General features: G+C 63.6%; 20 protein-coding genes. 5 read left to right on the plus strand and 15 right to left on the minus strand.

The window, feature by feature from the left end; genetic code table 11:
- Position 1 precedes the first annotated feature (1 nt).
- On the minus strand, positions 2–1,381 hold the full coding sequence (locus BLP10_RS13400) for an MATE family efflux transporter (protein WP_091135294.1): 1,380 nt from the start codon (positions 1,379–1,381) through the stop codon (positions 2–4).
- Positions 1,381–3,231 carry a monovalent cation:proton antiporter-2 (CPA2) family protein gene (locus BLP10_RS13405; RefSeq protein ID WP_091135295.1) on the minus strand — a complete coding sequence of 617 codons (1,851 nt, stop codon included), beginning with the start codon at positions 3,229–3,231 and terminating at the stop codon, positions 1,381–1,383. Before BLP10_RS13405 ends, BLP10_RS13400 begins: the two co-directional genes overlap by 1 nt.
- Before the next feature lie 336 nt (positions 3,232–3,567).
- Between BLP10_RS13405 and ispH the strand changes: the two genes are divergently transcribed.
- Genes ispH through rnhA form a run of 3 tightly spaced genes read left to right on the plus strand, consistent with a single transcriptional unit; the run spans position 3,568 to position 5,948 of the window.
- Complete coding sequence (ispH, locus tag BLP10_RS13410) at positions 3,568–4,527, plus strand: 4-hydroxy-3-methylbut-2-enyl diphosphate reductase (protein WP_091135297.1); 960 nt, start codon at positions 3,568–3,570, stop codon at positions 4,525–4,527.
- A gap of 3 nt (positions 4,528–4,530) precedes the next feature.
- The gene (locus tag BLP10_RS13415; RefSeq protein ID WP_091135299.1) at positions 4,531–5,496 is read left to right on the plus strand and encodes a homoserine kinase; all 966 of its coding nucleotides are present in this window, start codon (positions 4,531–4,533) and stop codon (positions 5,494–5,496) included.
- Complete coding sequence (gene rnhA / locus BLP10_RS13420) at positions 5,493–5,948, plus strand: ribonuclease HI (protein WP_091135301.1); 456 nt, start codon at positions 5,493–5,495, stop codon at positions 5,946–5,948. The genes BLP10_RS13415 and rnhA overlap by 4 nt, the downstream gene beginning before the upstream one ends.
- A gap of 70 nt (positions 5,949–6,018) precedes the next feature.
- Here rnhA and BLP10_RS13425 read toward each other — a convergent pair whose 3' ends face one another.
- Together BLP10_RS13425 and BLP10_RS13430 are read right to left on the minus strand one after the other, a co-directional pair.
- Positions 6,019–6,501 carry a peroxiredoxin gene (locus tag BLP10_RS13425; RefSeq protein WP_091135303.1) on the minus strand — a complete coding sequence of 161 codons (483 nt, stop codon included), beginning with the start codon at positions 6,499–6,501 and terminating at the stop codon, positions 6,019–6,021.
- A gap of 44 nt (positions 6,502–6,545) precedes the next feature.
- The gene (locus BLP10_RS13430) at positions 6,546–7,373 is read right to left on the minus strand and encodes a protein-disulfide reductase DsbD domain-containing protein (RefSeq protein WP_175493908.1); all 828 of its coding nucleotides are present in this window, start codon (positions 7,371–7,373) and stop codon (positions 6,546–6,548) included.
- A 108-nt stretch (positions 7,374–7,481) separates the two neighbouring features.
- Between BLP10_RS13430 and BLP10_RS13435 the strand changes: the two genes are divergently transcribed.
- Positions 7,482–8,093, plus strand: a complete 612-nt coding sequence (locus BLP10_RS13435) for a YqgE/AlgH family protein (RefSeq protein ID WP_091135307.1) — start codon at positions 7,482–7,484, stop codon at positions 8,091–8,093.
- 4 nt (positions 8,094–8,097) lie between these two features.
- On the opposite strand, the gene BLP10_RS13440 is transcribed toward BLP10_RS13435, so the two are convergent.
- The 11 genes from BLP10_RS13440 to coxB all read right to left on the minus strand — a co-directional run bounded on the left by BLP10_RS13440 (position 8,098) and on the right by coxB (position 20,683).
- The gene (locus tag BLP10_RS13440) at positions 8,098–10,935 is read right to left on the minus strand and encodes an EAL domain-containing protein (RefSeq protein WP_244510537.1); all 2,838 of its coding nucleotides are present in this window, start codon (positions 10,933–10,935) and stop codon (positions 8,098–8,100) included.
- 474 nt (positions 10,936–11,409) lie between these two features.
- Complete coding sequence (locus BLP10_RS13445; RefSeq protein ID WP_091135309.1) at positions 11,410–12,693, minus strand: M16 family metallopeptidase; 1,284 nt, start codon at positions 12,691–12,693, stop codon at positions 11,410–11,412.
- The gene (gene thrC / locus BLP10_RS13450) at positions 12,690–14,105 is read right to left on the minus strand and encodes a threonine synthase (RefSeq protein WP_091135311.1); all 1,416 of its coding nucleotides are present in this window, start codon (positions 14,103–14,105) and stop codon (positions 12,690–12,692) included. Before thrC ends, BLP10_RS13445 begins: the two co-directional genes overlap by 4 nt.
- A 73-nt stretch (positions 14,106–14,178) precedes the next feature.
- Entirely contained in the window at positions 14,179–14,925 is a 747-nt protein-coding gene (locus BLP10_RS13455; protein ID WP_091135314.1) for an SURF1 family protein, read from the minus strand.
- Positions 14,922–15,293 carry a DUF983 domain-containing protein gene (locus BLP10_RS13460; protein ID WP_244510522.1) on the minus strand — a complete coding sequence of 124 codons (372 nt, stop codon included), beginning with the start codon at positions 15,291–15,293 and terminating at the stop codon, positions 14,922–14,924. The genes BLP10_RS13455 and BLP10_RS13460 overlap by 4 nt, the downstream gene beginning before the upstream one ends.
- Positions 15,294–15,396: 103 nt before the next feature.
- On the minus strand, positions 15,397–16,254 hold the full coding sequence (locus tag BLP10_RS13465) for a cytochrome c oxidase subunit 3 (RefSeq protein WP_091135315.1): 858 nt from the start codon (positions 16,252–16,254) through the stop codon (positions 15,397–15,399).
- 67 nt (positions 16,255–16,321) lie between these two features.
- Positions 16,322–16,912 carry a cytochrome c oxidase assembly protein gene (locus BLP10_RS13470; protein ID WP_091135317.1) on the minus strand — a complete coding sequence of 197 codons (591 nt, stop codon included), beginning with the start codon at positions 16,910–16,912 and terminating at the stop codon, positions 16,322–16,324.
- 7 nt (positions 16,913–16,919) lie between these two features.
- Positions 16,920–17,078, minus strand: coding sequence for a hypothetical protein (locus tag BLP10_RS23205; protein ID WP_175493909.1), 159 nt, complete (start codon positions 17,076–17,078; stop codon positions 16,920–16,922).
- A gap of 4 nt (positions 17,079–17,082) precedes the next feature.
- Positions 17,083–18,039, minus strand: a complete 957-nt coding sequence (locus tag BLP10_RS13475; RefSeq protein ID WP_091135319.1) for a heme o synthase — start codon at positions 18,037–18,039, stop codon at positions 17,083–17,085.
- A 140-nt stretch (positions 18,040–18,179) separates the two neighbouring features.
- A complete protein-coding gene (ctaD, locus tag BLP10_RS13480; protein WP_091135321.1) occupies positions 18,180–19,799 on the minus strand; it encodes a cytochrome c oxidase subunit I in 1,620 nt (539 codons plus the stop codon).
- A 29-nt stretch (positions 19,800–19,828) separates the two neighbouring features.
- Positions 19,829–20,683 (minus strand): cytochrome c oxidase subunit II, encoded by an 855-nt coding sequence (gene coxB, locus BLP10_RS13485; RefSeq protein WP_091135322.1) that lies wholly within the window; start codon positions 20,681–20,683, stop codon positions 19,829–19,831.
- Positions 20,684–20,999: 316 nt separating this feature from the next.
- On the opposite strand from coxB, the gene BLP10_RS13490 reads away from it, so the two are divergent.
- Entirely contained in the window at positions 21,000–21,512 is a 513-nt protein-coding gene (locus tag BLP10_RS13490; protein WP_091135324.1) for an invasion associated locus B family protein, read from the plus strand.
- Positions 21,513–21,530: the final 18 nt, after the last annotated feature.

Raw genomic sequence — 21,530 nt, forward strand, 5'->3', positions numbered from 1 at the left:
CTTACGGGATCGGAACAGCTTGCCTCTCCAGACGGCGGATTGTCCAGAACGCAGTGATGATGGCCGCAATTCCGAAGACGATGGACCCGGCGCCGATCCCGAGCAACGCGCCCTTCGGCCCGCCGATCTGGGCTCCGTAGTAAGCGAATGGAATCATGCCGAGTGTCGCCCGCCCCCAGTTGAAGAAGGTAGAGAGAAGGGGATAGCCCAGATTGTTGAACGAGGCATTGGCGACGAAGACCAGACTGACGAAGAGCCAGATCGGTCCGCTCAGCTGGCAGAAGAACCGCACGAGCTCAGCCGTGAGCGGCGGTGCATTGAACGCGATGACGATCGGCGTCTGAAGCAGGAACAGCAGCAGCCACACGCCGAGGATGTAGAGGATCATGAAGGTCAGCGAATCCTTCAGGGTCTGCTTCATGCGGTCGTACCGTCTGGCGCCCCAGTTCTGTCCCAGAACGGGGCCGATGGCTCCCGCGAGCGCAAAAACGCCTGCGAAGGATACGGGGACGACGCGGTCGATGATGGCCGAGGCTGCAATGGCCTCGTCGCCGAACTGCGCCATGATGCCCGTGAAGAAGGCATTGGCCGCAGGTGCGGCGAGGTTGGTCAGAATCGCGGGAACGGCGATTGCGAAGAAGGGCCGCGCATCGCGCAGAATGGATTTGAGGCTGGGCTTGGCAAGCAGCTTGTGAGCGCGTGTCACATAGAGATAGCCGACATAGAGATAGGCCACGCGCGCGATATTGATCGTGATCGCGGCGCCATCGGATTTCAGATCCAGGGCGAAGATCAGGACCGGATCGAGCAGAACCGTGACGACGGCGACCGAGAGCGTCGCATACATGCTGCGCTTGGCATCCCCCGCCGCCCGCAGGATCGTGGAGAATGCCATGCCGCCGGCCATGAGGGCATTCGTCGGCAGGGCGATCCAGAGAAAGCTGTGAGCGATCTGATAGGTGCGCCCGCTCGCGCCCATCGCTCCCAGGATCAGCGGGAGGAACGGCAGAGCGATCAGGCTGACGCCCAAGCCGATGGCGGTCATGATGATGCTGCCTGATGTCGCCAGGCGTCTCGCATCGTCGTAGAGGCGCGCACCCATGGCGCGGGACACAAGCGCCCCGATGGGAATCATCAGGCCCACATTGATGGAAACGCTGAAGAACATCACGACCGTCGCGATGCCGACGCCCGCCGTCATGCTCGGATCGTTGAGCCAGGAGATGTAGAGCAGCGACACCAGATCCACGATGAAGATGGCGATCAGGCCCGCGCCGCCGGTTGCCGTCATCACGAGCACGTGGCGCATGGTCGAGCCCTGCACGAAAACCGGCGTATCGGAATGCGTTCCCGCTGACGATCCTGCAGGCTTGATGTCCATCAGAGGACTCCCTCGCCGAGAATGTCCCGTGTTTCGGGACTCAAGGCCTTGGCCTTGGCGGTCGGAGAGGTAAGAGGCTCGGGCTCGATCCTGGCGCCCACCACGAGTTCCGCGCCACCCATCGCGCCGATCTCCTTCTGCAGGAAGAGGCGCGCGATATCGCGCTTTCGCACATCCTGCGCGCAGCTGGCGGCTGTCTCCGCGTCGACGCCTAGTTCCTCGAGGGCCGAGCGGCCGAACACGATGGCGGATTCGAACGTTTCGCGAAGCTGATAGTCGACGCCGATCTTCAGAAGCCTCACCGCATGAATGCGGTCGTATGCACGCACGAAGCTGCGGGCATTGGGAAAGTTCTCGTGAAGGATCTCGGCGATCCTCTCGATGGTGTCCGGATCGTTCGTGCAGATGCAGATCATCTCTGCCTTCTCCGCGCCGGCGGCACGCAGGACGTCGAGGCGCGTCCCGTCCCCGTAATAGATCTTGAGGCCGAAGCGGGCCGCATCGCGCACGCGTTCGACATTGTTGTCGATGACGGTGGCGTTGATGCTCTGAGACAGCAGAACCTGGTTCACGATCTGCCCGAAGCGTCCGAAACCGATGACGAGAACACGGCTCGAGAGCTCGCCTTCCTGTCCGGGAAGATCATCCTCGCCATGCTCATCCGCACGTTCGGGGCGGGAGAGCAGGGCCTTCTCGACCAGGGTCGAGAAAATCGGGCCGAGCAGCATGGTAATGGCGGCAAGCGCAGTGACGATCTGCACGTCCTTGGGAAGCATCAATCCGGCGCTCAGGGCGACAGGCAGGAGCACGAAGGCGAACTCGCCCGCGGTGCAAAGAAGCGTGCCTGAGCGCAGGCCCTCGCGCCATGTGGCTCCGAAGAAGCGGGAAAGAACCGTGATCAACAAGGTCTTTCCGAGGATCACGACCGGAGCGGCAACAGCCAGCAGCATCCATTGCTCGCGGACAAGGGCGAGATCGATGGACATGCCGACGCTCATGAAGAACAGGCCGAGCAGCATTCCGCGAAAGGGCTCGATATCGGCCTCGAGCTGGTGGCGGAAATTCGACTCGGCGAGCAGCAGGCCGGCCAGGAACGCGCCCATGGCCATGGAGAGACCGACTTCCTCCATGAGCAGGGCAGCACCCAGCACCACGAGCAGCGCTGACGCCGTCATCACCTCGCGTGAACCGGTGCGCGCCAGGATGCGAAAGAATGGGTTGAGCCCATAGCGGCCGACCAGAACCACCGCTGCGATGGCCGCAAGAGCTTCGGCTGTCACCAGAAGCCTGTCGACTATCGAGCCGTTCTCGACGGCCATGCCGGAAGCCAGGAGGGGCAGAATGGCGAGAACGGGAACGACCGAGAGATCCTGGAACAGCAGAATGGCGAAGGAGCGCTGTCCATAGGGGGTCTGCAGATCGTTGCGCTCCCCCAGCATCTGAAGGGCGATGGCGGTGGCCGAGAGCGCCATCGCGATGCCGATGACGAAGGCCGCGTTGGGGCTCAGGCCCACGGCCAGCGATGCGCCGCCGAGGCAGAGGGCGGTGAGGGCCATTTGGGCCAAGCCCAATCCGAAGATGTCCCGCTTCATGGACCAGAGGTGGGAGAGCTTCAGCTCCAGCCCGATGATGAAGAGCAGCAGGACGACGCCGAGCTCCGCGACCGTGGCAATGGTCTGGGGATCGCCGACAAGGCTCAGGCCGGAGGGGCCGATGGCGATGCCCGCCGCCAGATAGCCAAGCACGGCAGAGAGGCCGATGAGGCGGAAGAGGGGCACGGCAATGACCGCCGCCCCGCAGAAGGTCAGGATGGGTGGGAGAAAGCTGACATGGGAGGCTGCGCTGGCCATCGGGCGATCGGAATCCGGTGAGCGGTGTACCCTTTCTAGGGAGTCTTGTCCCGCAGGGCGAGTGTTTCTTAGGGCATTCTGCGGCTATTCTCTTCCTTGCGGGGAGTTGACCGGGCGAGGGGCTGAACCGGTGATGTCATCCCCGGCGAGCGTCAGCGAGGGAAGGGGATCCACGATCAACCGCGGCGCTATGAATTCACTTCCCCTCCGCTGCGCTCCGGCCGGGAATGACACTGTCGGGCTGCGCTTGGTGAACGATGCGCAGCTGGCTCGAACCGCGAATAACGGTCGCTCCCGCTTGACAGGAGGCCCCTCGTCTCGCCACATCGCGGGATCATGACGAAGCCACCCCTCGACATTCTGCTTTGCGCCCCGCGCGGCTTCTGCGCCGGGGTTGTCCGCGCCATCGACGCTGTCGAGAAGGCGCTGACGATCCATGGCGCGCCGGTCTATGTGCGCCACGAGATCGTGCACAACAAATACGTGGTGGAAAATCTGAAGCGGAAAGGGGCGGTTTTCGTGCGGGAGCTCGACGAGATCCCGGACACGAAGGCCCCCGTCATCTTCTCGGCCCATGGCGTGCCGAAATCCGTGCCGGAGGCCGCCGAGGCCCGCAATTTCTTCGCCATCGACGCCACCTGCCCCCTGGTGACCAAGGTCCATCGGGAGGCGCAGGTGCACCACAAGCGGGACCGTCACATCATCCTGATCGGCCATGTGGGCCATCCGGAGGTGATCGGCACCATGGGGCAGCTTCCGGAAGGGGCCGTCACCCTCGTGGAGACCGTGGACGATATCGCCCGCCTTCAGCCTGCCGATCCCGAGAACCTGGCCTTCGTGACCCAGACGACCCTGTCCGTCGACGACACGCAGGACATGGTGGAAGCCCTGAAGGCGCGCTTCCCGTCCATCGTCGGCCCGCACAAGGAAGACATCTGCTACGCCACCACCAATCGCCAGGGCGCGGTCAAGCGCGTGGCGCCCCAGGTCGATGCGATGATCGTGGTGGGCTCGCCCAATTCCTCCAACTCGCAGCGCCTGCGCGAAGTGGCCGAGCGGGAAGGCTGCGCTCTGGTGCGCCTGATCCTGCGCGCCGAGGATATCGACTGGTCGCTGTTCGGAAACATCCGCAGGCTGGGCATCACCGCTGGAGCCTCCGCGCCGGAAATCCTGGTGGAAGAAATCATCGACGCCTTCGCCGAGCGCTACGAGGTGTCGGTGGAGAGCGTGTCGACGGCGGACGAGAGCGTATTCTTTCCTTTGCCGCGCGAGTTGCGTGAGCAGGCGGCGGAGTAAAAGGTGGCAGTCTATACGGAAGTCAGCGACGAGGAGCTCGAAGGCTTCCTCGCAACCTACGACATCGGCACGGTTCTTTCCTACAAGGGCATCGCCGAGGGTGTGGAGAACACCAATTATTTCCTCCACACGACAGAGGGCTCCTACATCCTCACGCTGTACGAGAAGCGGGTGAGGGAAGCGGACCTGCCGTTCTTCCTCGGGCTCATGCAGCATCTCGCCAACAAGGGCCTGAACTGCCCGCTGCCGGTCAACAACCGCCAGGGACAGCCCCTGGGCCGCGTGGCCGGGCGCCCCGCCGTCATCATCACGTTCCTCGACGGCATCGCCGTCCGCCGTCCCACGGCCAAGCATTGCGGGGCTCTGGGCGGGGCGCTGGCGCAGCTGCACCTCGCCGGCCAGGATTTCGCGATGGACCGGCCGAACGCCCTGTCGCTCGATGCCTGGGCGCCGCTTTTCGGTCTCGCGGAAGCTCAGGCCGATACCGTCTCCGGCGGATTGGCGGAGCGCACGCGGCGTGAACTCGCCTATCTGCAGGATGCATGGCCCAAGGGCCTGCCCACGGGCATCATCCATGCCGATCTGTTCACGGACAACGTGTTCTTCATCGGCTCCGAGGTGTCGGGGCTGATCGACTTCTATTTCGCCTGCACGGACGCCTTCGCCTACGACGTCGCCATCTGCCTCAATGCCTGGTGCTTCGAGCAGGATGGGTCCTTCAACCTCACGAAGGGCCAGGCGCTGCTCGCGGGCTATCAGGCCGTCCGCCCGCTCACGGCGCAGGAGATCGAGGCCCTGCCGGTGCTGTGCCGGGGTTCCGCCATGCGCTTCATGCTCACCCGCCTCGTGGATTGGCTCAATGTGCCGCCGGGCGCGCTCGTGAAGCCGAAGGACCCGCTGGAATACGACCGCAAGCTCCACTTCCACCGCCATGTAAGGAACGCCCGCGAATATGGACTCGAAGCATGAGCGGTTCTGAACGCATCCTGATCTATACCGACGGCGCCTGCTCGGGAAATCCCGGACCGGGCGGATGGGCCGCGATCCTGTTCTTCAAGGGCAGCGAGAAGGAGGTGTCCGGCGGCGAGCCTCACACCACCAACAACCGCATGGAGATCCGCGCGGCCATCGAGGGCCTCAACGCCCTCAAGCGCCCCTGCGCGGTGGACCTGTTCACGGATTCCCAATATGTGCGCCAGGGCATCACGCAATGGATGCACAACTGGAAGCGCCGAGGATGGCGCACCGCCGACAACAAGCCCGTGAAGAACGAGGACCTCTGGCGCGAGCTCGATGAGGCCGCGTCCCGGCACGATGTCGCCTGGCACTGGGTGAAGGGACACGCGGACGATCCCATCAACATCCGCGTCGACGAGCTGGCGGTTTCCGCCATGCAGCCTTTCAAGAAAAGACGCGCATAGAGCATCGACGAAAAAGCCCCTGCCGGCATCGAGCGGGCAGGGGCTTCATATGTTCGACGGTGTGAAAGGATCAGAGATCCTTCAGGATGTTGTCGGCGCCCGACACCTGAGCCTTGGACGGGGTGTCTTCGATGTTGATCGCCTTCACGACGCCGTCTTCTACCACCATGGAGTAGCGCTGCGAGCGGATGCCGAGGCCGAAGCCGGTTCCGTCCATGGTGAGCTTGATCGCCTTGGCGAAATCGCCATTGCCGTCCGACAGGAAGTCGATGCCTTCAGCGCCCGAGGACTTGGCCCAGGCATCCATGACGAAGACGTCGTTGACGGCGGTGACCAGGATCGAATCCACGCCCTTCGCCTTGATCTCTTCCGCGCGCTGCACGTAGCCGGGCAGGTGGTTGCGGTGGCAGGTGGGGGTGAACGCGCCGGGAACCGCCACGAGCACCACCTTGCGCCCCTTGAAGAGGTCGTCCGTCGTCTTGGCGACCGGACCGTCGGCGGTCATGACGCGGAATGTGACCTGGGGGAGGCGTTCTCCAACCTGAATGGCCATGCACTTTTCTCCAGAGCTGATGCGTTAGGAATCCATGGCCTTCACTAGCGCGGCGAATTGCCGGCGTCGAGGCTCACTTGCGTCTCGATGGCCTTGTCTCCAGCAACCAGCGTGAGGGTGAGGGGAACCGGGCCCGATGCATCCTTGGGTTTCTCCTCCACCGTCACGGTGAAGCGATTGTCCGCGTCGGCCGTGGAACTCGAGACATACCAATTGTCGGGAGCCTCGGCGAAGAGAGCAGGCTTCTCCCCGGATGGAGCCAGGACGGAGACGGACAGTTCCGGCTTGGCGCCGTTCCGGGGCTGCACGGACAGAACGGTGAGTTCGCCCTGCGCTCCCACGGCCTGCCGCCGTGGAACCTTGGCCATGAACGTCTCGATCGCCGCGCGCTGGGGACCGGCCTCGGTGAGGCCCATGCTCAGATCCGCATGGGCCGGGATGCAGATATCCTTGCAGACGCCGTAATCGACGACGAGCGCCAGCTTGACCGGCTTGTCGGCGGCCTTGGGCTTCACCACGACCGGCAGGACGACCTCGTGGCTGTAGACATAGGCCACGCCCGCCGCATCCTCATGGCGCTTGGGGGCCGGCCATTGCACCTCCACGGATTCCACGTTCTCGGAGGCCGACCAGTCGAAGCTGGGCGGCAGTCCCGATTCGCCGGGGTTGCGCCAATAGGTCTTGAAGCCCTCATCGAGAGTGATCTGGACGCCGGAGAGCCAGTTCTCCCCCTGCCTCCCGCCCGACAGCAGCCGCACCTGCGAGTGAAACCCCTGCGCCGAGGGTGACGCGGGAGCAGGCTGTCCAAATGCGGAGAAACAGGACAGGCTCACAAAAAAGGCGGATGCGGCGATGCGTAATGTCGATGTCATGGAACTGACGCCTCCCTGAGGCGCTTCCTTTATGCGTTTTCTATTCGGGTCTGCCATCCACGATCCCGTGATCGGGTTTTGCTGGCCCATTAAGGCAGATTTCGAGACATGAGCTTCCAGCTAGATCCTTACGGCGCCGGCTCCCCGTATCTTGACGGGCAGCTGCTTGTGGCAATGCCCGGTATGTCGGACGAGCGCTTCTCGCGCGCGGTGATCTATGTCTGCGCCCATTCCCCGGAAGGGGCCATGGGCATCATTCTCAACCGTCCTGCCGCAAACGTGAACATGACGGACCTTCTGGTCCAACTCGAGATCGTGCCCGAACTGGACCGCATTCATCTGCCGGAGCAGGTGGGCCGCATGCAGGTTCTCATCGGCGGCCCGGTGGAGACGAGCCGTGGCTTCGTGTTGCATTCGCCCGATTTTCACATCGCCCAGTCGACGCTGCCCATCGACGACGGGGTGTGCTTGACCGCGACCATCGACATCCTGCGCGCCATCGCCCAGGGGCGCGGCCCCCGGGCTGCGGTGCTCGCGCTCGGCTATGCGGGCTGGGGCGCGGGTCAGCTCGAACTCGAGCTTCAGTCCAATGGCTGGCTGAACTGTCCCGCCGATGCCGAACTGATCTTCAGCACGCCTGCCGATATCCGCTACGAGATGGCCCTGCGCCGGATTGGCATCGAACCTGCCATGCTCTCCATGGAAGCGGGCCACGCCTGAGGTCTTACGCAGCCTCGGTGCTGGTCGCGCCTACGAGCTGACGGGCCTGCATCACCGACATCGGCTCGCCGAAAACGGGGCCCTGCGCATATTCGCAGCCGAGCTGGTAGAGCTCAATGGCTTCCGACTCGCTTTCCGCGCCTTCCGCGACGATCTCCATACCGAGTTCGTGCGCCATCTTGATGATGGAGCGCAGGATGACCGGATTGCCCGACGCCATCTGGCGAACGAACGACTCGTCCACCTTGAGCGTGTCGAACGGGAAGCGCAGCAGATAGGAGAGGGCTGAATAGCCCGTGCCGAAATCGTCGAGCGAGAGCCCGGCGCCGAGATCGCGCAGGCGCGCCAGCATCTGGGCGGAGTATTCCGGATTCTCCATCACGAGACTTTCCGTCATCTCGATCTTGAGCGAGCCGGGCAGAACGCGTGTGCGCGCGATCACGGTCTTCACTTCCTGCAGCAGATCGTGGCGCAGGAGGTGGTGGCTCGACATATTCACGCTGGCGAAGATCGGCGGCTCGACCTCGAGCGCATTCTGCCAGATGGCGAGTTCCCGCGCCGTCTGCTCCAGCAGGAATACGCTGAGCTTGACGATGAGGCCGGTCTCCTCGGCAATCGACATGAAGTCGTCGGGCGAGATGCGGCCCAGGCGCGGGTGATCCCAGCGCAGCATCGATTCGAAACCGGCGATGGTGCGGTCTTCGAGGCGCACGATGGGCTTGAACAGAACCTTCATCTCGCTGCGGTCCAGCGCATGGCGCAGATCGCTTTCCATGGTGAAATGGTCGCTGCGGTCCGAGCGCATGGTGGGGCGGAACACCTCGATGCGGTCGCCGCCGTGACGGCGCGCATGCGCCATGGCGATCTCGGCGTTACGCAGAACCTCTTCGCGACGGGCCGCGATCTGGGGATCGTGCAGGGCGATGCCGATGGAGGCGGTGAGGAAGATCTCGCGCTCGGCGTAGGTGACCGGCGTGGTCACGATGCGCCGGACCATGTCGGCGAAGGCGATGATGCGGTCGGTCTCGCGCTCGGAGAGGAGAATGATCGCGAATTCGTCGCCCGAGATGCGCGCGAGCGTATCCTGCGGCTTCAGGAGGCGGCCGAGGCGGCGCGAGAGAGTGAGCAGGATCGAGTCGCCTGCGGCATAGCCGGATTGCTCGTTCGATTCCTTGAACTTGTCGATGTCGATCACGAGCACGGTCGGGCGTAAGGCATCGTCCTGGCTTGCGAAGGTCAGCGCCGCTTCCAGACGATCGTAGAAGAGCTGGCGGTTCGGCAGGCTCGTGAGGTTGTCGTGCACGGCATCGTGCAGCAGGCGTTCCTCGGCGTTCTTGCTGGTGGTCACATCGGCCAGCGTGCCGACGATGCGGATGACCTCGCCGTCCGAGCCGATCACCGGACGCGCCTTCAGGCGGAACCAGTGATGCGCATTCGAGGCCGAGCGCAGGCGGAAATCCTGCACGAGGCGGCCGCGGCGCTGCTCGATCACCGTGTCGAGCGCAAGGCGGTAGCGATCCTTGTCGAAGGGGTGGATCAGGTCGAGCCATGCGGAGGCGGGCCCTTCGAGGGTGCCGCGCTTCAGTCCAAGCTGATGCTCGATCTCCGGGCTCACGAAGATATTGTCGGACACCACGTCCCAGTCGAACACGATGTCGCCCGCGCCGGCCAGCGCCAGCGCACGCCGCTCGGTGTCGTTGACGAAGCCGCGCGCGAAACCGCCGCCGGCGAAGGCATGCTGCATCACGGTGAAGCCGATGAGCATGACGATCAGCACGAGGCCGCCGACGAGGGCAGGAGGCACGAGATCGGAAGCGAGCTGGCCGAGGACCGTGAAGCTCGCAGCCACCGTCCACGCGATCAGCAGAAGCCAGGTAGGCACCAGCATGATGGCACGGTCATAGCCATGCGTCGCGAGGTGGATCACGAGGATGAAGCCGATTCCGGCAACGGCCGCGATCGACATGCGCGCCACGCCGGAGGCCACCGAGGCATCGACGACGGCAAGCAGCAGCAGCGCGCCGAGGAAGGCGAGCCAGAACGCCGTCACGTGGCTGTAGCGGACGTGCCAGCGGTTCAGGTTGAGATAGGCGAAGAGGAACACGAGCAGGGTGGCCGCGAGCACCGCTTCCGCGCCAGCGCGATAGATCTGTTCCGTGACCTCGGAGATCGGGAACACGCGCTGGAAGAAACCGAAATCGATGCTGGCATAGGCGAGCACCGCCCAAGCCAGGGCTGCGGCCGCCGGGAAGATGAGAGCGCCCTTCACCACGAACACGATGGTCAGGAACAGGGCCAGCAGGCCCGCGATGCCGATGATGATGCCCTTATAGAGCGTCAGCCCGTTCACGCGCTCCTTATAGGCAGCCCCATCCCAGAGATGGAGTTGAGGCAGGTTGTCGGTGCGAAGCTCGGCCACGAAGGTGACGGTGGTGCCGGGATCGAGCGTGATGAGGAAGACGTCCGCGTCGGGGCTGTCGTCGCGCTCGGGCCGGATGCCTTGGCTCGCCGTGATGGCCGCGATCCGCGAGGCTCCGAGGTCCGGCCAGATCACGCCCGATCCGGTGAGCCGGAAATGCGGGGCGACCAGAAGACGGTCCACCTGCTCGTCGGTATCGTTGGTGAGCGCGAAGACGATCCAATCCGGCCGGGTGCCTGCCTCGCGCGCCTTCACGGCGATGCGGCGAACGATGCCGTCGCGGCCCGGGGCCGTGGAGATGCGGATTTCATCGCCATCGGATTTGTAGCGCTCGATGGCCTGCGTGAGGTCGATGGCCTTCATCTTGGGGTCGACACGCACGGATTCCACCGCCCAGCCGGTCGTCGGCAGGGCCAGTCCCATGAATGCCACCAGAAGGAAGGCTATGGCGAAAGATACGATCCGCACCGCTTCGGTTCTTTCGTCCGGTCCAAAAGTCGAAGGCAGATTGGTACCGGTCAGGGAGCTTGAGGGCAAGCCGAAGCCTCCCGAGGCCCCCACTTGTCCGCATGACTCGTTATTTATCGTTAACCACGCGCATGGAGGCCTTTTGCGGCGGGATTGAGGTGAAATGGACATAACGTAGCGGCATGTGGCCTTTCGCAGAGACGCATTATCCCACACTCATCCTCATCTTTGGGCTTGTTGTGGGGATATGCGTCCTACCGCCTGTGGCCTCATCCTCAGTATCTGGTTGGAAAGAATATGGCGGGTGTTTCCCTCCCCCTTGTGGGGAGGGTGAGGGTGGGGGTGTTGGCGTCACGTCTTGAAGCAGTGGCGCTTACACCCCCACCTCCAACTCCTCCCCACAAGGGGGAGGAGGGCTGCCCAGCTTCATCAGCCGCGCAGGCCAGCCGTGATGACCTCGAGAGAGGGCAGGCCCTTGATCGGCCCGATGGCTGCAACGGTGGGATTGCCCTGCAGGAGAAGGCGACCCGCCTCGCGCACGTGGTCCTGGTCGAGGGCGTCCACTTTCTTGACGATCTCGTCGCTTTCCACGATGCGGCCCCACGAGAGGAGCTGGCGCGCCATGCGCTCGATCCGTCCGCCGGGCGTTTCCAGTGCCGTCAGCAGAGCCACCTTCATCTGCGCCTTGGAGCGGATCATCTCGATCTCGCTGATGTCCGTGGTCGCCTGGCGCATGCAGTCGAGGGTGACTTTGGTGAGTTCCTTCACATCCGACCCTGCCGTGCCCGCGCCGATGCCGAAAAGGCCGCAATCGGAGAAGGGCCAGTGGAAGGAATCGATGGAATAGGCAAGACCGCGCGTCTCGCGCACCTCATGCCACAGGCGTGAGGTGAGGCCTCCGCCGAGGATATGGGCGAAGAGATGCGTAGCATAATAGCCGGGATCCTTGAACGACAGGCCGGGCAAGCCCAGCACGATGTTGGCCTGTTCGAGCTTGCGCGCAATGCGCCGCTCGCCGCCGGTGTAATGTCCGTTCTCCGGTGTGCGAATGTCCGCTGCGGGCATGGCGCCGAAGAGGCGCTCGGCCGCTTCGACGATCTGCGCATGATCCACGTTGCCGGCCGCCGCGAGCACCATCTTCGATGGAATGTATTCTCGGGCCAGGAAGGCGCGGATCGTGCCCTCGTTGAAGCTCTTGATCGTCTCCGGCGTGCCGAGGATCGGGCGGCCGACGGGCTGGCCTGCGAAAGCCGTTTCCATGAACGCGTCATAGATCAGGTCGTCCGGCGTATCCTCGACGGCGGCGTATTCCTGCAGGATGACACTCTTCTCGCGCGCAAGCTCCGCTTCGTCGAAAGCGGAGTTGATGAGAATGTCGCCGAGCACGTCGAGGGCGACATCCACGTTCTCGCCGAGAACGCGTGCGGTGTAGCTCGTGTATTCGACGCTGGTGGCGGCGTTGATGTCGCCGCCCACATTCTCGATGTCTTCCGCGATCTGCCGCGCGGAGCGGCGAGCGGTGCCCTTGAAGGCCATGTGCTCGATCAGATGCGACAGGCCGTGCTCATGCGCCTGCTCATGGCGCGAGCCGGTGCCCACCCAGACGCCGAGAGTGGCGGTGGCGACTTCCGGCATGTGCTCGGTCGCGACCGTCAGGCCGTTGGAAAGCCTCGTGATGTCGACGCGCTTCTCGCGGACGAAATGCTGATTCATGCGGCGGCGCCTTTGACCGCCCGCGCGCGTTCGCGAATGAAGCGCTCGACCGCAGACTGATCGTTGGGAAGAACCGTGAAGCTCTCATTGCGCTCCATCAGATCGGCCATGTGCGGCGGAAGCGCGGGGCGCACGCCTGTGGCGCGCTCGACCGCATCCGGGAATTTCGCCGGATGCGCGGTGGAAAGAGCCACCACCGGGACGTCGGGCTTGTCCTTCAGAAGCGCGCGTGCTGCGCGGGTGCCGACGGCGCTGTGCGGATCGAGCACGTAACCGGTGCTGCGATAGGTCTGCGCCATCTCGTCGGCGACACTCGCCTCGTTCACCGCGTGAGCCGAGAACTCCTCGCGGATGCGCGCGAGAGGACCTGCTTCGATCATGAAGGAACGCGACTGGTTGAGGCTTGCCATCAGGCGTCGGATTGCCTCGCCGTTGCGGTCATAGGATTCGAACAGCAGGCGCTCGAAATTCGAGGAAATCTGAATATCCATCGACGGCGAAGTCGTGGCCTCGACGCCCTTCATCTCGTAGGCGCCGCTTTGAAGCGTGCGCGCGAGAATGTCGTTGGCATTGGTGCCGATCATCAGCCGCTCGATGGGCAGGCCCATGCGCTTGGCGACCCAACCGGCGAGAATGTCGCCGAAATTGCCGGTCGGCACGGAGAAGGAGACGGGGCGGTGCGGTCCGCCGAGGGCGACCGCTGCGGTGAAGTAATACACCGCCTGCGCCGCCACGCGGGCCCAATTGATGGAGTTCACGCCCGACAGCTGCAGCTCGTCGCGGAAGCCGCGATGGTTGAACATGGCCTTCACCATGTTCTGGCAATCGTCGAAGGTGCCTTCGACGGCCAGCGCATGCACGTTGGGCGAGGCCACCGTCGTCATCTGGCGGCGCTGCACGTCCGACACGCGGCCATGCGGGTAGAGGATGAAGATATCGACCTGATCGAGGCCCTTGAAGGCCTCGACCGCTGCGCTGCCCGTATCGCCCGATGTCGCGCCGACGATGGTGGCGCGCGCGCCACGGCTTTTCAGCACATGATCCATGAGGCGGCCGAGCAACTGCATCGCCACGTCCTTGAAGGCGAGCGTCGGGCCGTGGAAGAGTTCGAGCAGGAACAGGTTGTCGTCCAGCTGCGTCAGCGGACAGACCGCGTCGTGCCGGAACGAGGCATAGGATTCGTCGATCATGTGGCTGAGGTCGGCGGCCGGAATATCGCCGTCCACCAGCGGGCCGAGCACGGCCTTCGCCACCTCCGCATAGGATCGTCCGGCAAAGCCCTTGATCGTGTCCGCCGACAAGCTCGGCCATTTTTCCGGCAGGTAGAGGCCGCCGTCCCTGGCAAGGCCGGTCAGAAGCGCGTCGGAAAAGCCAAGCGCGGGAGCTTCCCCGCGGGTCGAGACATGGAGCAAGGTCAATCTCCTGGAAATGCGCCCGGACATTAGGTGCAGGGGCCGGTCACGGCAAGCCGCTTCTGGCGCGGCATCATCCCTTGATACGCCTCCAGGCGAAGGCTGCGAAGACGGCCACGAGGGTGAGCGCGATGCCATACCAGGTGACGGCGTATTGCAGGTGGTTGTTGGGCAGCGTGAGCGGGGTTTGCCCGCCGCGCGGCCAGCCGCCCGGGTTGGGCGTGGCGTCGGCGTCGATCAGGAAGGGCGCAACGCTCTCAAGTCCGCGAGCCGCGGCGATTGCCTGGGGATTGCGGGCGAACCAGAGGTTCCGGGCCAGATCGTCGTTGGGCGTGAAGATATTGCGCGCTTCCGGCGCCCGCACGAGGCCCGTGACCGTGACCTGCCCGCTGGGCTGAGATTGCGGGCGCGTGGCCGGGTTTTTCAGATCGGTCGGCACGAAGCCACGATTGATCATCACGATCCCGCCCGTGGCGAGCCTCAAGGGGGTGAGGATGTAGTAGCCCTGGATGGGAGCGCCCTGCCGCGTTCCAGGAGCGAGGCCGTAAACGTGGGCTTCCAGATCGTGCAGGAAGGTGCCGGTGACGCGCACCTTCCGGAACTCGTCCTGGTCGGCGTGCCAGCGGGCCCATTCCGATTCGGGCAGAATGGCGCCCGGCTCGCCATAGGCGCGGGTCTCGATCTGCTGGATCAGGCTTTCCTTCCAGGCCTTGCGCTGCATCTGCCACGTGCCGAGGCTGAGGAGAATCGCCAGGGCGATGAGGGCAGCAACGCCGGGAATGAGAAGGGAGCGGCCCTTGTTGAGGCTGGCGACGGTCACTTCTGGAAACGCCCTTCCTCGGCCTTATGGAGATATTGGCTCGCCACCAGCATGCCTTTGGCCGGGCGGATCGGTGGAATGCAGGTCAGCAGCAGGAACGGCAGCGTCGTGATCAGATGCACCCAGAGGGGCGGCTCGAAGGTAAGTTCGACCCAAACGCCGAAGCCCGCGGCCGGAATTCCCATGATGATCATCACGAAGAAGGCCGGGCCGTCTGCCGGATCGGCGAAGGAGTAGTCGAGGCCGCAGACCTCGCAACGCGGAGCGAGGGTGAGAAAGCCGTTGAAGAGACGTCCCTTGCCGCATCGGGGGCATCGGCATTTGAGGCCGGCGAGGATCGGGGACGACGTCTTCGGGACCTGGGCCACGTTTCTTCTCCGTGAGATGCCTCCGCTCACATGGGGAGGGGAGGCGTAAAAACGAAGGGCGGCCCGAAAGCCGCCCTTGATCTTGGTTCCGTCTCGAGCGGCTTTAGTGTCCGCCTGAATATCCGCCGTAGCCCCACACGTAGATGGCGGCGAAGAGGAAGAGCCAAACCACGTCCACGAAGTGCCAGTACCATGCGGCGAATTCGAAGCCGAGGTGCTGCTTGGGCGTGAAGTCGCCGCGATAGGCGCGCAGCAGGCAGACGGCGAGGAAGATCGTGCCGATCAGCACGTGGAAGCCGTGGAAGCCCGTCGCCATGAAGAAGGTGGCGCCGTAGATGTTGCCGCTGAAGCCGAAGGTGGCGTGGCTGTACTCGTAGACCTGGACGCAGCTGAAGATCGCGCCGAGGATCACCGTGAGCCACAGGCCGGTCTTGAGGCCCTGACGGTCGTTGTGCAGGAGCGCATGGTGCGCCCAGGTGACCGTGGTGCCCGAGGTGAGCAGGATCAGGGTGTTGAGCAGGGGCAGGTGCCAGGGATCGAAGGTCTCGATGCCCTTCGGGGGCCACACGCCGCCGAGAGCCTCGACGCGCGAGAAGACCTGCGGGTCGCCGGCATAGAGGGCCGCATCGAAATAGGCCCAGAACCATGCGGCGAAGAACATCACCTCGGAGGCGATGAACATGATCATGCCGTAGCGGTGATGCAGCTGGACCACGCGGGTATGGGAGCCCGTATTGGCTTCGCGCACCACGTCGCTCCACCAGGCGATCATGGTGTAGAGCACGCCGATGATGCCGGCGCCGAACACGAAGGCGCCGATGTCCATGCCGGCGATGTTGAGGTCCTTCCACCAGGTGACGAATCCGAAAGCCATGAGGAAGGCGCTGACCGAGCCGATCAGCGGCCACGGGCTCGGTTCAAGAATGTGGTAGTCGTGGTTCTTGGCGTGAGCCTCGGCCATTTTAGTCGTCTCCGTGCCTCGATTGTGACTTCGCTTTAGGACGTTTCAGCCTAGCTTGTCACGTTCCTTATTGAACGGTTGATGTGGTTGAAGATGTCACCTCCGCCACCGGCTTTCCCGCCTTGGACGGGAAGTAGGTGTAGGAGAGGGTGATGGAAGAGATGTTCTTCACGTCGGAATCCTGCAGCAGGCGCGGGTCGATATAGAACACGACCGCCGATTCAAGGGTTTCCCCCGGCTGCAGGGTCTGCTCCGTGAAGCAGAAACATTCGAGCTTCGAGAAGTAGGTGGCGGCCAAATCCGGCTGCACGTTGTAGGTCGCGATCCCGGTGGCGGGCTTATCGCTCGTATTGGTGACCTTGTAATAGACCGTCATGGTCTCGCCGAGCTTGACCTTGACCTCGGGCTTTTCCGGCGAGAAGCGCCAGCCCAGGCTCGGCACCACGTTGGCGTCGAAGCGCACGGCAATCGTGCGGTCCACGACCTGCGAAGTGTTGCTGTCGCGCACGATCGGCGTGCCGTCGAAGCCCGTCACCCTGCAGAAGAGATCGTAGAGGGGCACCGAGGCATAGGCGAGACCGACCATGCCTACGACGATGCCGAGGCAGGTAAAGGCGGTGCGTTGCATTTTGCGCTGATTGTGCGGTGCTTCGGTCATACTGGTCTCACATGGGGCGATTCAGGACCTGAGGTCCCAGCTTCGCAATCGTAATTGCGAACAGGATCAGGCAGAGAATGCCGAGCGTCAGACCCAAGGCGCGAGACCGACGCTTGCGGCGCAGTTGCTCCTCCGGAGTGGGACGATAGGAGTTCATATCCGTCATCGCCTTACCCCAGAACCGGGCGGAAGAAGCCGAAGCCATGCTCCGCGAGAAGCGTGGCGAACAGCAGGAAGAGGTAGAGGATCGAGAAGGCGAAGAGCTGCTGGGCCACCCGCATGGCCGGCTCGCCTTCGCGCAGGCGATAGACCTGGATCGCGAGCGCCAGCATGCCGAGACCGCCGATGAGCGCGACCACAGCATAGGCGAGGCCGCCGAAGCCGAAGAAGACCGGGGCCATGCCGAGCGGGGCCAGAAGCACCGTGTAGGCAAGAATCTGAAAGCGGGTGGAATCCGGACCGGCGACATTCGGCATCATTGGGATGCCGGCGCGCTCGTAATCGCCCGATTTCACCAGGGCCAACGCCCAGAAATGCGGCGGCGTCCACATGAAGATGATGGCGAACAGAATGACGCTGTCCCACGCGACGGAGCCGGTCACGGCGGCCTGCGCGACGATCGGGGGGAGGGCGCCCGCCGCGCCGCCGATCACGATGTTCTGAGGCGTCGAGCGCTTCAGCCACATGGAGTAGATCACGACGTAGAAGAAGATCGTGAAGGCCAGCAGGCCCGCTGCAAGCCAGTTGCTGGCGAGACCGAGGATCAGCACCGAGCCCGCGGAGAGGGTCAGGCCGAAGGCCAGGGCCTCGTTGGGCTGGATCTTGCCGGCCGGGATCGGGCGCTTGCGGGTGCGGGTCATCACGGCGTCGATATCCGCGTCCCACCACATGTTCAGGCAGCCCGAAGCGCCGCCGCCGACGGCGATCATCAGCAGGGAGATGAAAGCCAGAATCGGGTTCACGTCCGGATGGCTGACGACCATGCCGACGAGCGCCGTGAACACGACGAGAAACATGACCCGCGGCTTAAGGAGAGCGAAGAAGTCGGACACGTCACCCTGCGAGAGACCATTGCTGGCGATGCTCTCGTTCTGGGGCTTGGTCAAACTGTTCGACAGGGTGTTCATACCAAATGTTCTTCCGAAATGCTGAAAGGGGTGAGGCTTAAAAAAGGCGCCTCTCGATGTCAGCTCCTCGCCGGAAGGCTTCGCTCGCCGAAGCCCTCGGGGGAGGAGCACGGGCGGCGATTGCCGCCCGGCTCGCTTGATTAGTGGCCCGTATCGACGATGCGGGGCAGGGTCTCGAACTGGTGGAACGGAGGCGGGGAGGACAGGGTCCATTCCAGCGTCGTTGCACCTTCACCCCACGGATTGTCGCCAGCCTTCTCCTTGCGGACCAGCGCGTAAACCACGCCGAACATGAAGAAGAGGATGCCGGCGCCGAAGATGTAGGAGCCGATCGAGGACACGAGGTTCCAGCCGGCGAAGGCATCCGGGTAGTCCGCATAGCGGCGCGGCATGCCCGACAGGCCGAGGAAGTGCATCGGGAAGAACAGCACGTTGGCGCCGATGAAGGCGATCCAGAAGTGCACCTTACCGATCCATTCCGGCATGATGTAGCCGGTGATCTTCGGGAACCAGTAGTAGATGCCGGCGAAGATCACGAACACGGCGCCGAGCGACAGCACGTAGTGGAAGTGAGCCACCACGTAGTAGGTGTCGTGCATGTAGCGGTCGACCGGAGCGTTCGCGAGCACGACGCCGGTGACGCCGCCGACCGTGAACAGGAACACGAAGCCGATGGCCCACTGCATGGCCGCCGTGAAGCGGATGGAGCCGCCCCACATGGTGGCGATCCACGAGAAGATCTTGATGCCCGTGGGCACCGCGATCACCATCGTGGCGAACACGAAATAGGCCTGCGTCTGGAGCGAGAGGCCGACCGTGTACATGTGGTGCGCCCACACGACGAAGCCGACGACGCCGATCGCCACCATGGCGTAGGCCATGCCGAGATAACCGAAGATCGGCTTCTTCGAGAAGGTGGAGATGATGTGCGACACGATGCCGAAAGCCGGCAGGATCATGATGTACACTTCGGGATGGCCGAAGAACCAGAACAGGTGCTGGTAGAGAATCGGATCGCCGCCGCCCGATGGCTCGAAGAAGGTGGTGCCGAAGTTACGGTCCGTCAGCAGCATCGTGATTGCACCCGCCAAAACCGGCAGCGAGATGAGCAGCAGGAAGGCGGTGACCAGCATGGCCCAGGCGAACAGCGGCATCTTGTGCAGCGTCATGCCCGGAGCGCGCATGTTGAGGATCGTGGTGATGAAGTTGATCGCGCCCAGGATCGAGGACGCGCCGGCGAGGTGGAGGGCCAGGATGCCGAAATCGAGCGCAGGGCCAGGGTGTCCCGTCGTCGACAGCGGGGGATACACCGTCCAGCCGCCGCCGAAGCCGAGCGAGCCCGGAGCGCCTTCGACGAAAAGCGAGCAGAGCATCAGGGCGAAGGCGGCCACAAGGAGCCAGAACGAGATGTTGTTCATCCGCGGGAAGGCCATGTCGGGCGCGCCGATCATGAGCGGGATGAACCAGTTGCCGAAGCCGCCGATGAGGGTGGGCATCACCATGAAGAACACCATGATGAGGCCGTGGCCCGTCACGAAGACGTTGAACGTCTGCGGGTTGGCGAAGAACTGCAGGCCGGGCTCCTGGAGTTCCAGACGCATGGCGATGGACAGAATGCCGCCGATAATGCCGGCCATGAAGCCGAAGATGAGGTAGAGGGTGCCGATATCCTTGTGGTTCGTGGAGTAGAACCAGCGGCGCCAGAAGCCAGGAAGATGATCGTGGTGATCCGCGTGAGCGGAATCAACTGCATGTGCCATGATGCGACCTCTATGGTCCTTGTTTTAAATTACTGAGCGTTCGCGAACTTGACCGGAGTCGTGTCTTCCGTGGAAGCATAACGCTGCTTCGCCTCGGCGAGCCAAGCGGCATATTGCTGCTCGCTCACGACGCGGACCTCGATCGGCATGTAGGGGTGACCGTTGCCGCAGAGTTCAGAGCACTGGCCGTAATAAACGCCTTCCTTCTCGGCCTTGAACCAAGTCTCGTTCAGGCGTCCGGGAACGGCGTCGACCTTGATGAAGAAGGACGGAACGGCGAAGGCATGGATCACGTCGGCCGAGGTGACCTGGACGCGCACGACCTTGCCGACGGGCACGACCATGGCGTTGTCGGCACCGAGCAGGCGCGGCTGGTCGGGCTTCAGGGCCGCCTCATCGGTGACCATGTTCGAGTCGAACTTGAAGCCGCCCTGATCCTCTGGGTACTCGTAGCCCCAGTACCAGGAATAGCCCGTGGCCTTGATCACCACGTCCGCCTGCGGCGGAACCAGCTGCTGGCGCAGGAGGCGGAAGGACGGGATGGCGACGGCCACCAGGATCAGCACCGGAACGATGGTCCAGGCCACTTCAAGCAGGGTGTTGTGCGTGGTCCGGGAGGGAACCGGATTCTTCCGCTCGTTGAAGCGGGCGATGATCACCAGGAGCAACGCCAGCACGAGCAGGCAGATCGCGGCAATCAGCCAGACCAGGTAGGTGTGGAAGTCGGAGGCGCTCTGCCCCAACTCGGTCACCATCTCCTGCATGCCCATTTCCCAGGGGGAGGGCCGGCCGGCTGCGGCCCATGCCTCACTTATGCCCAACACAAGTGCGACCGCTGCCGTGGAGAGGGCGGTCACCGATCGACGTGCATTCTCGATCCGCATCGGCGTTCCAAAGCTCCTAAAAGATACGGTGGCCGGGCGGCCACGAAAGCATAAAGGGACAGCATGGGCGTGCGAATAGCGGCGCCCAGCTTGCGCCGTCACTTTAGATTTGTGCCAAAGACCACAGGACGCGCCGAAGCGCAACGGTTCTGTGGTCGCAATTTATGCGTCATAACCGCCGAAACCGGTTGTGATCCCCACCTTATCCTTCTCTCGCTTGACATTATGGCCCCTGCCATGGTCCCAACGGCCAAAGATTTGGGTCGGAGCGGCGGAGCCGCCGCCCTTGGAACGAGGACTCAAGAAGGAGAGACCGATGGGCGTATCACGTTGGGTCCGCTTTGGGACGGCGGCATTTCTGGGGCTTTCTGCCTTGGCCGCTGCCGGCGCCGCCCATGCCCAGGGCATGGTGAAGAACACCTATGGCGATTGGCAGATGCGTTGCGAAACTCCTGCGGGGGCGACCGCCGAACAATGCGCTCTCGTTCAGAACGTGGTGGCCGAGGACCGTCCGAACGTCACCCTCGTGATTATTGTGTTGAAAACCGCCGACGCCAAAAGCCGACTTCTTCGCGTCGTCGCGCCCCTGGGTATTCTCCTGCCGTCCGGCCTCGGTCTCAAGATCGACCAGACGGATATCGGCAGGGCTGGATTCGTGCGTTGCCTCGCAACGGGTTGCGTTGCCGAGGTTGTCATGGAAGATAATCTCATCAATCAGATGAAGACTGGGCAATCCGCCACCTTCATCGTGTTCCAGACGCCCGAGGAGGGCATCGGCATTCCCGTGTCGCTGAATGGATTCGCGGCCGGTTACGATGCGCTTCCGTAAGGGCTTAAAGAAGCAAGC

It is taken from the genome of Microvirga guangxiensis, assembly GCF_900102135.1.
GTDB classification, from domain to species: Bacteria; Pseudomonadota; Alphaproteobacteria; order Rhizobiales; family Beijerinckiaceae; genus Microvirga; species Microvirga guangxiensis.

Excerpts from the sequence above, each read along its gene's own strand:
- ctaD (WP_091135321.1), bottom strand. The coding sequence starts at position 19,799 with ATGGCACATGCAGTTGATTCCGCTCACGCGGATCACCACGATCATCTT.
- BLP10_RS13430 (WP_175493908.1), bottom strand. The coding sequence starts at position 7,373 with ATGACATCGACATTACGCATCGCCGCATCCGCCTTTTTTGTGAGCCTG.
- BLP10_RS13405 (WP_091135295.1), bottom strand. The coding sequence starts at position 3,231 with ATGGCCAGCGCAGCCTCCCATGTCAGCTTTCTCCCACCCATCCTGACC.
- BLP10_RS13465 (WP_091135315.1), bottom strand. The coding sequence starts at position 16,254 with ATGGCCGAGGCTCACGCCAAGAACCACGACTACCACATTCTTGAACCG.
- BLP10_RS13445 (WP_091135309.1), bottom strand. The coding sequence starts at position 12,693 with ATGAATCAGCATTTCGTCCGCGAGAAGCGCGTCGACATCACGAGGCTT.
- BLP10_RS13440 (WP_244510537.1), bottom strand. The coding sequence starts at position 10,935 with ATGGGACTGGCCCTGCCGACGACCGGCTGGGCGGTGGAATCCGTGCGT.
- coxB (WP_091135322.1), bottom strand. The coding sequence starts at position 20,683 with ATGCGGATCGAGAATGCACGTCGATCGGTGACCGCCCTCTCCACGGCA.
- BLP10_RS13490 (WP_091135324.1), top strand. The coding sequence starts at position 21,000 with ATGGGCGTATCACGTTGGGTCCGCTTTGGGACGGCGGCATTTCTGGGG.
- BLP10_RS23205 (WP_175493909.1), bottom strand. The coding sequence starts at position 17,078 with ATGACGGATATGAACTCCTATCGTCCCACTCCGGAGGAGCAACTGCGC.
- BLP10_RS13425 (WP_091135303.1), bottom strand. The coding sequence starts at position 6,501 with ATGGCCATTCAGGTTGGAGAACGCCTCCCCCAGGTCACATTCCGCGTC.
- BLP10_RS13400 (WP_091135294.1), bottom strand. The coding sequence starts at position 1,381 with ATGGACATCAAGCCTGCAGGATCGTCAGCGGGAACGCATTCCGATACG.
- BLP10_RS13475 (WP_091135319.1), bottom strand. The coding sequence starts at position 18,039 with ATGAACACCCTGTCGAACAGTTTGACCAAGCCCCAGAACGAGAGCATC.
- BLP10_RS13470 (WP_091135317.1), bottom strand. The coding sequence starts at position 16,912 with ATGACCGAAGCACCGCACAATCAGCGCAAAATGCAACGCACCGCCTTT.
- BLP10_RS13435 (WP_091135307.1), top strand. The coding sequence starts at position 7,482 with ATGAGCTTCCAGCTAGATCCTTACGGCGCCGGCTCCCCGTATCTTGAC.
- rnhA (WP_091135301.1), top strand. The coding sequence starts at position 5,493 with ATGAGCGGTTCTGAACGCATCCTGATCTATACCGACGGCGCCTGCTCG.
- ispH (WP_091135297.1), top strand. The coding sequence starts at position 3,568 with ATGACGAAGCCACCCCTCGACATTCTGCTTTGCGCCCCGCGCGGCTTC.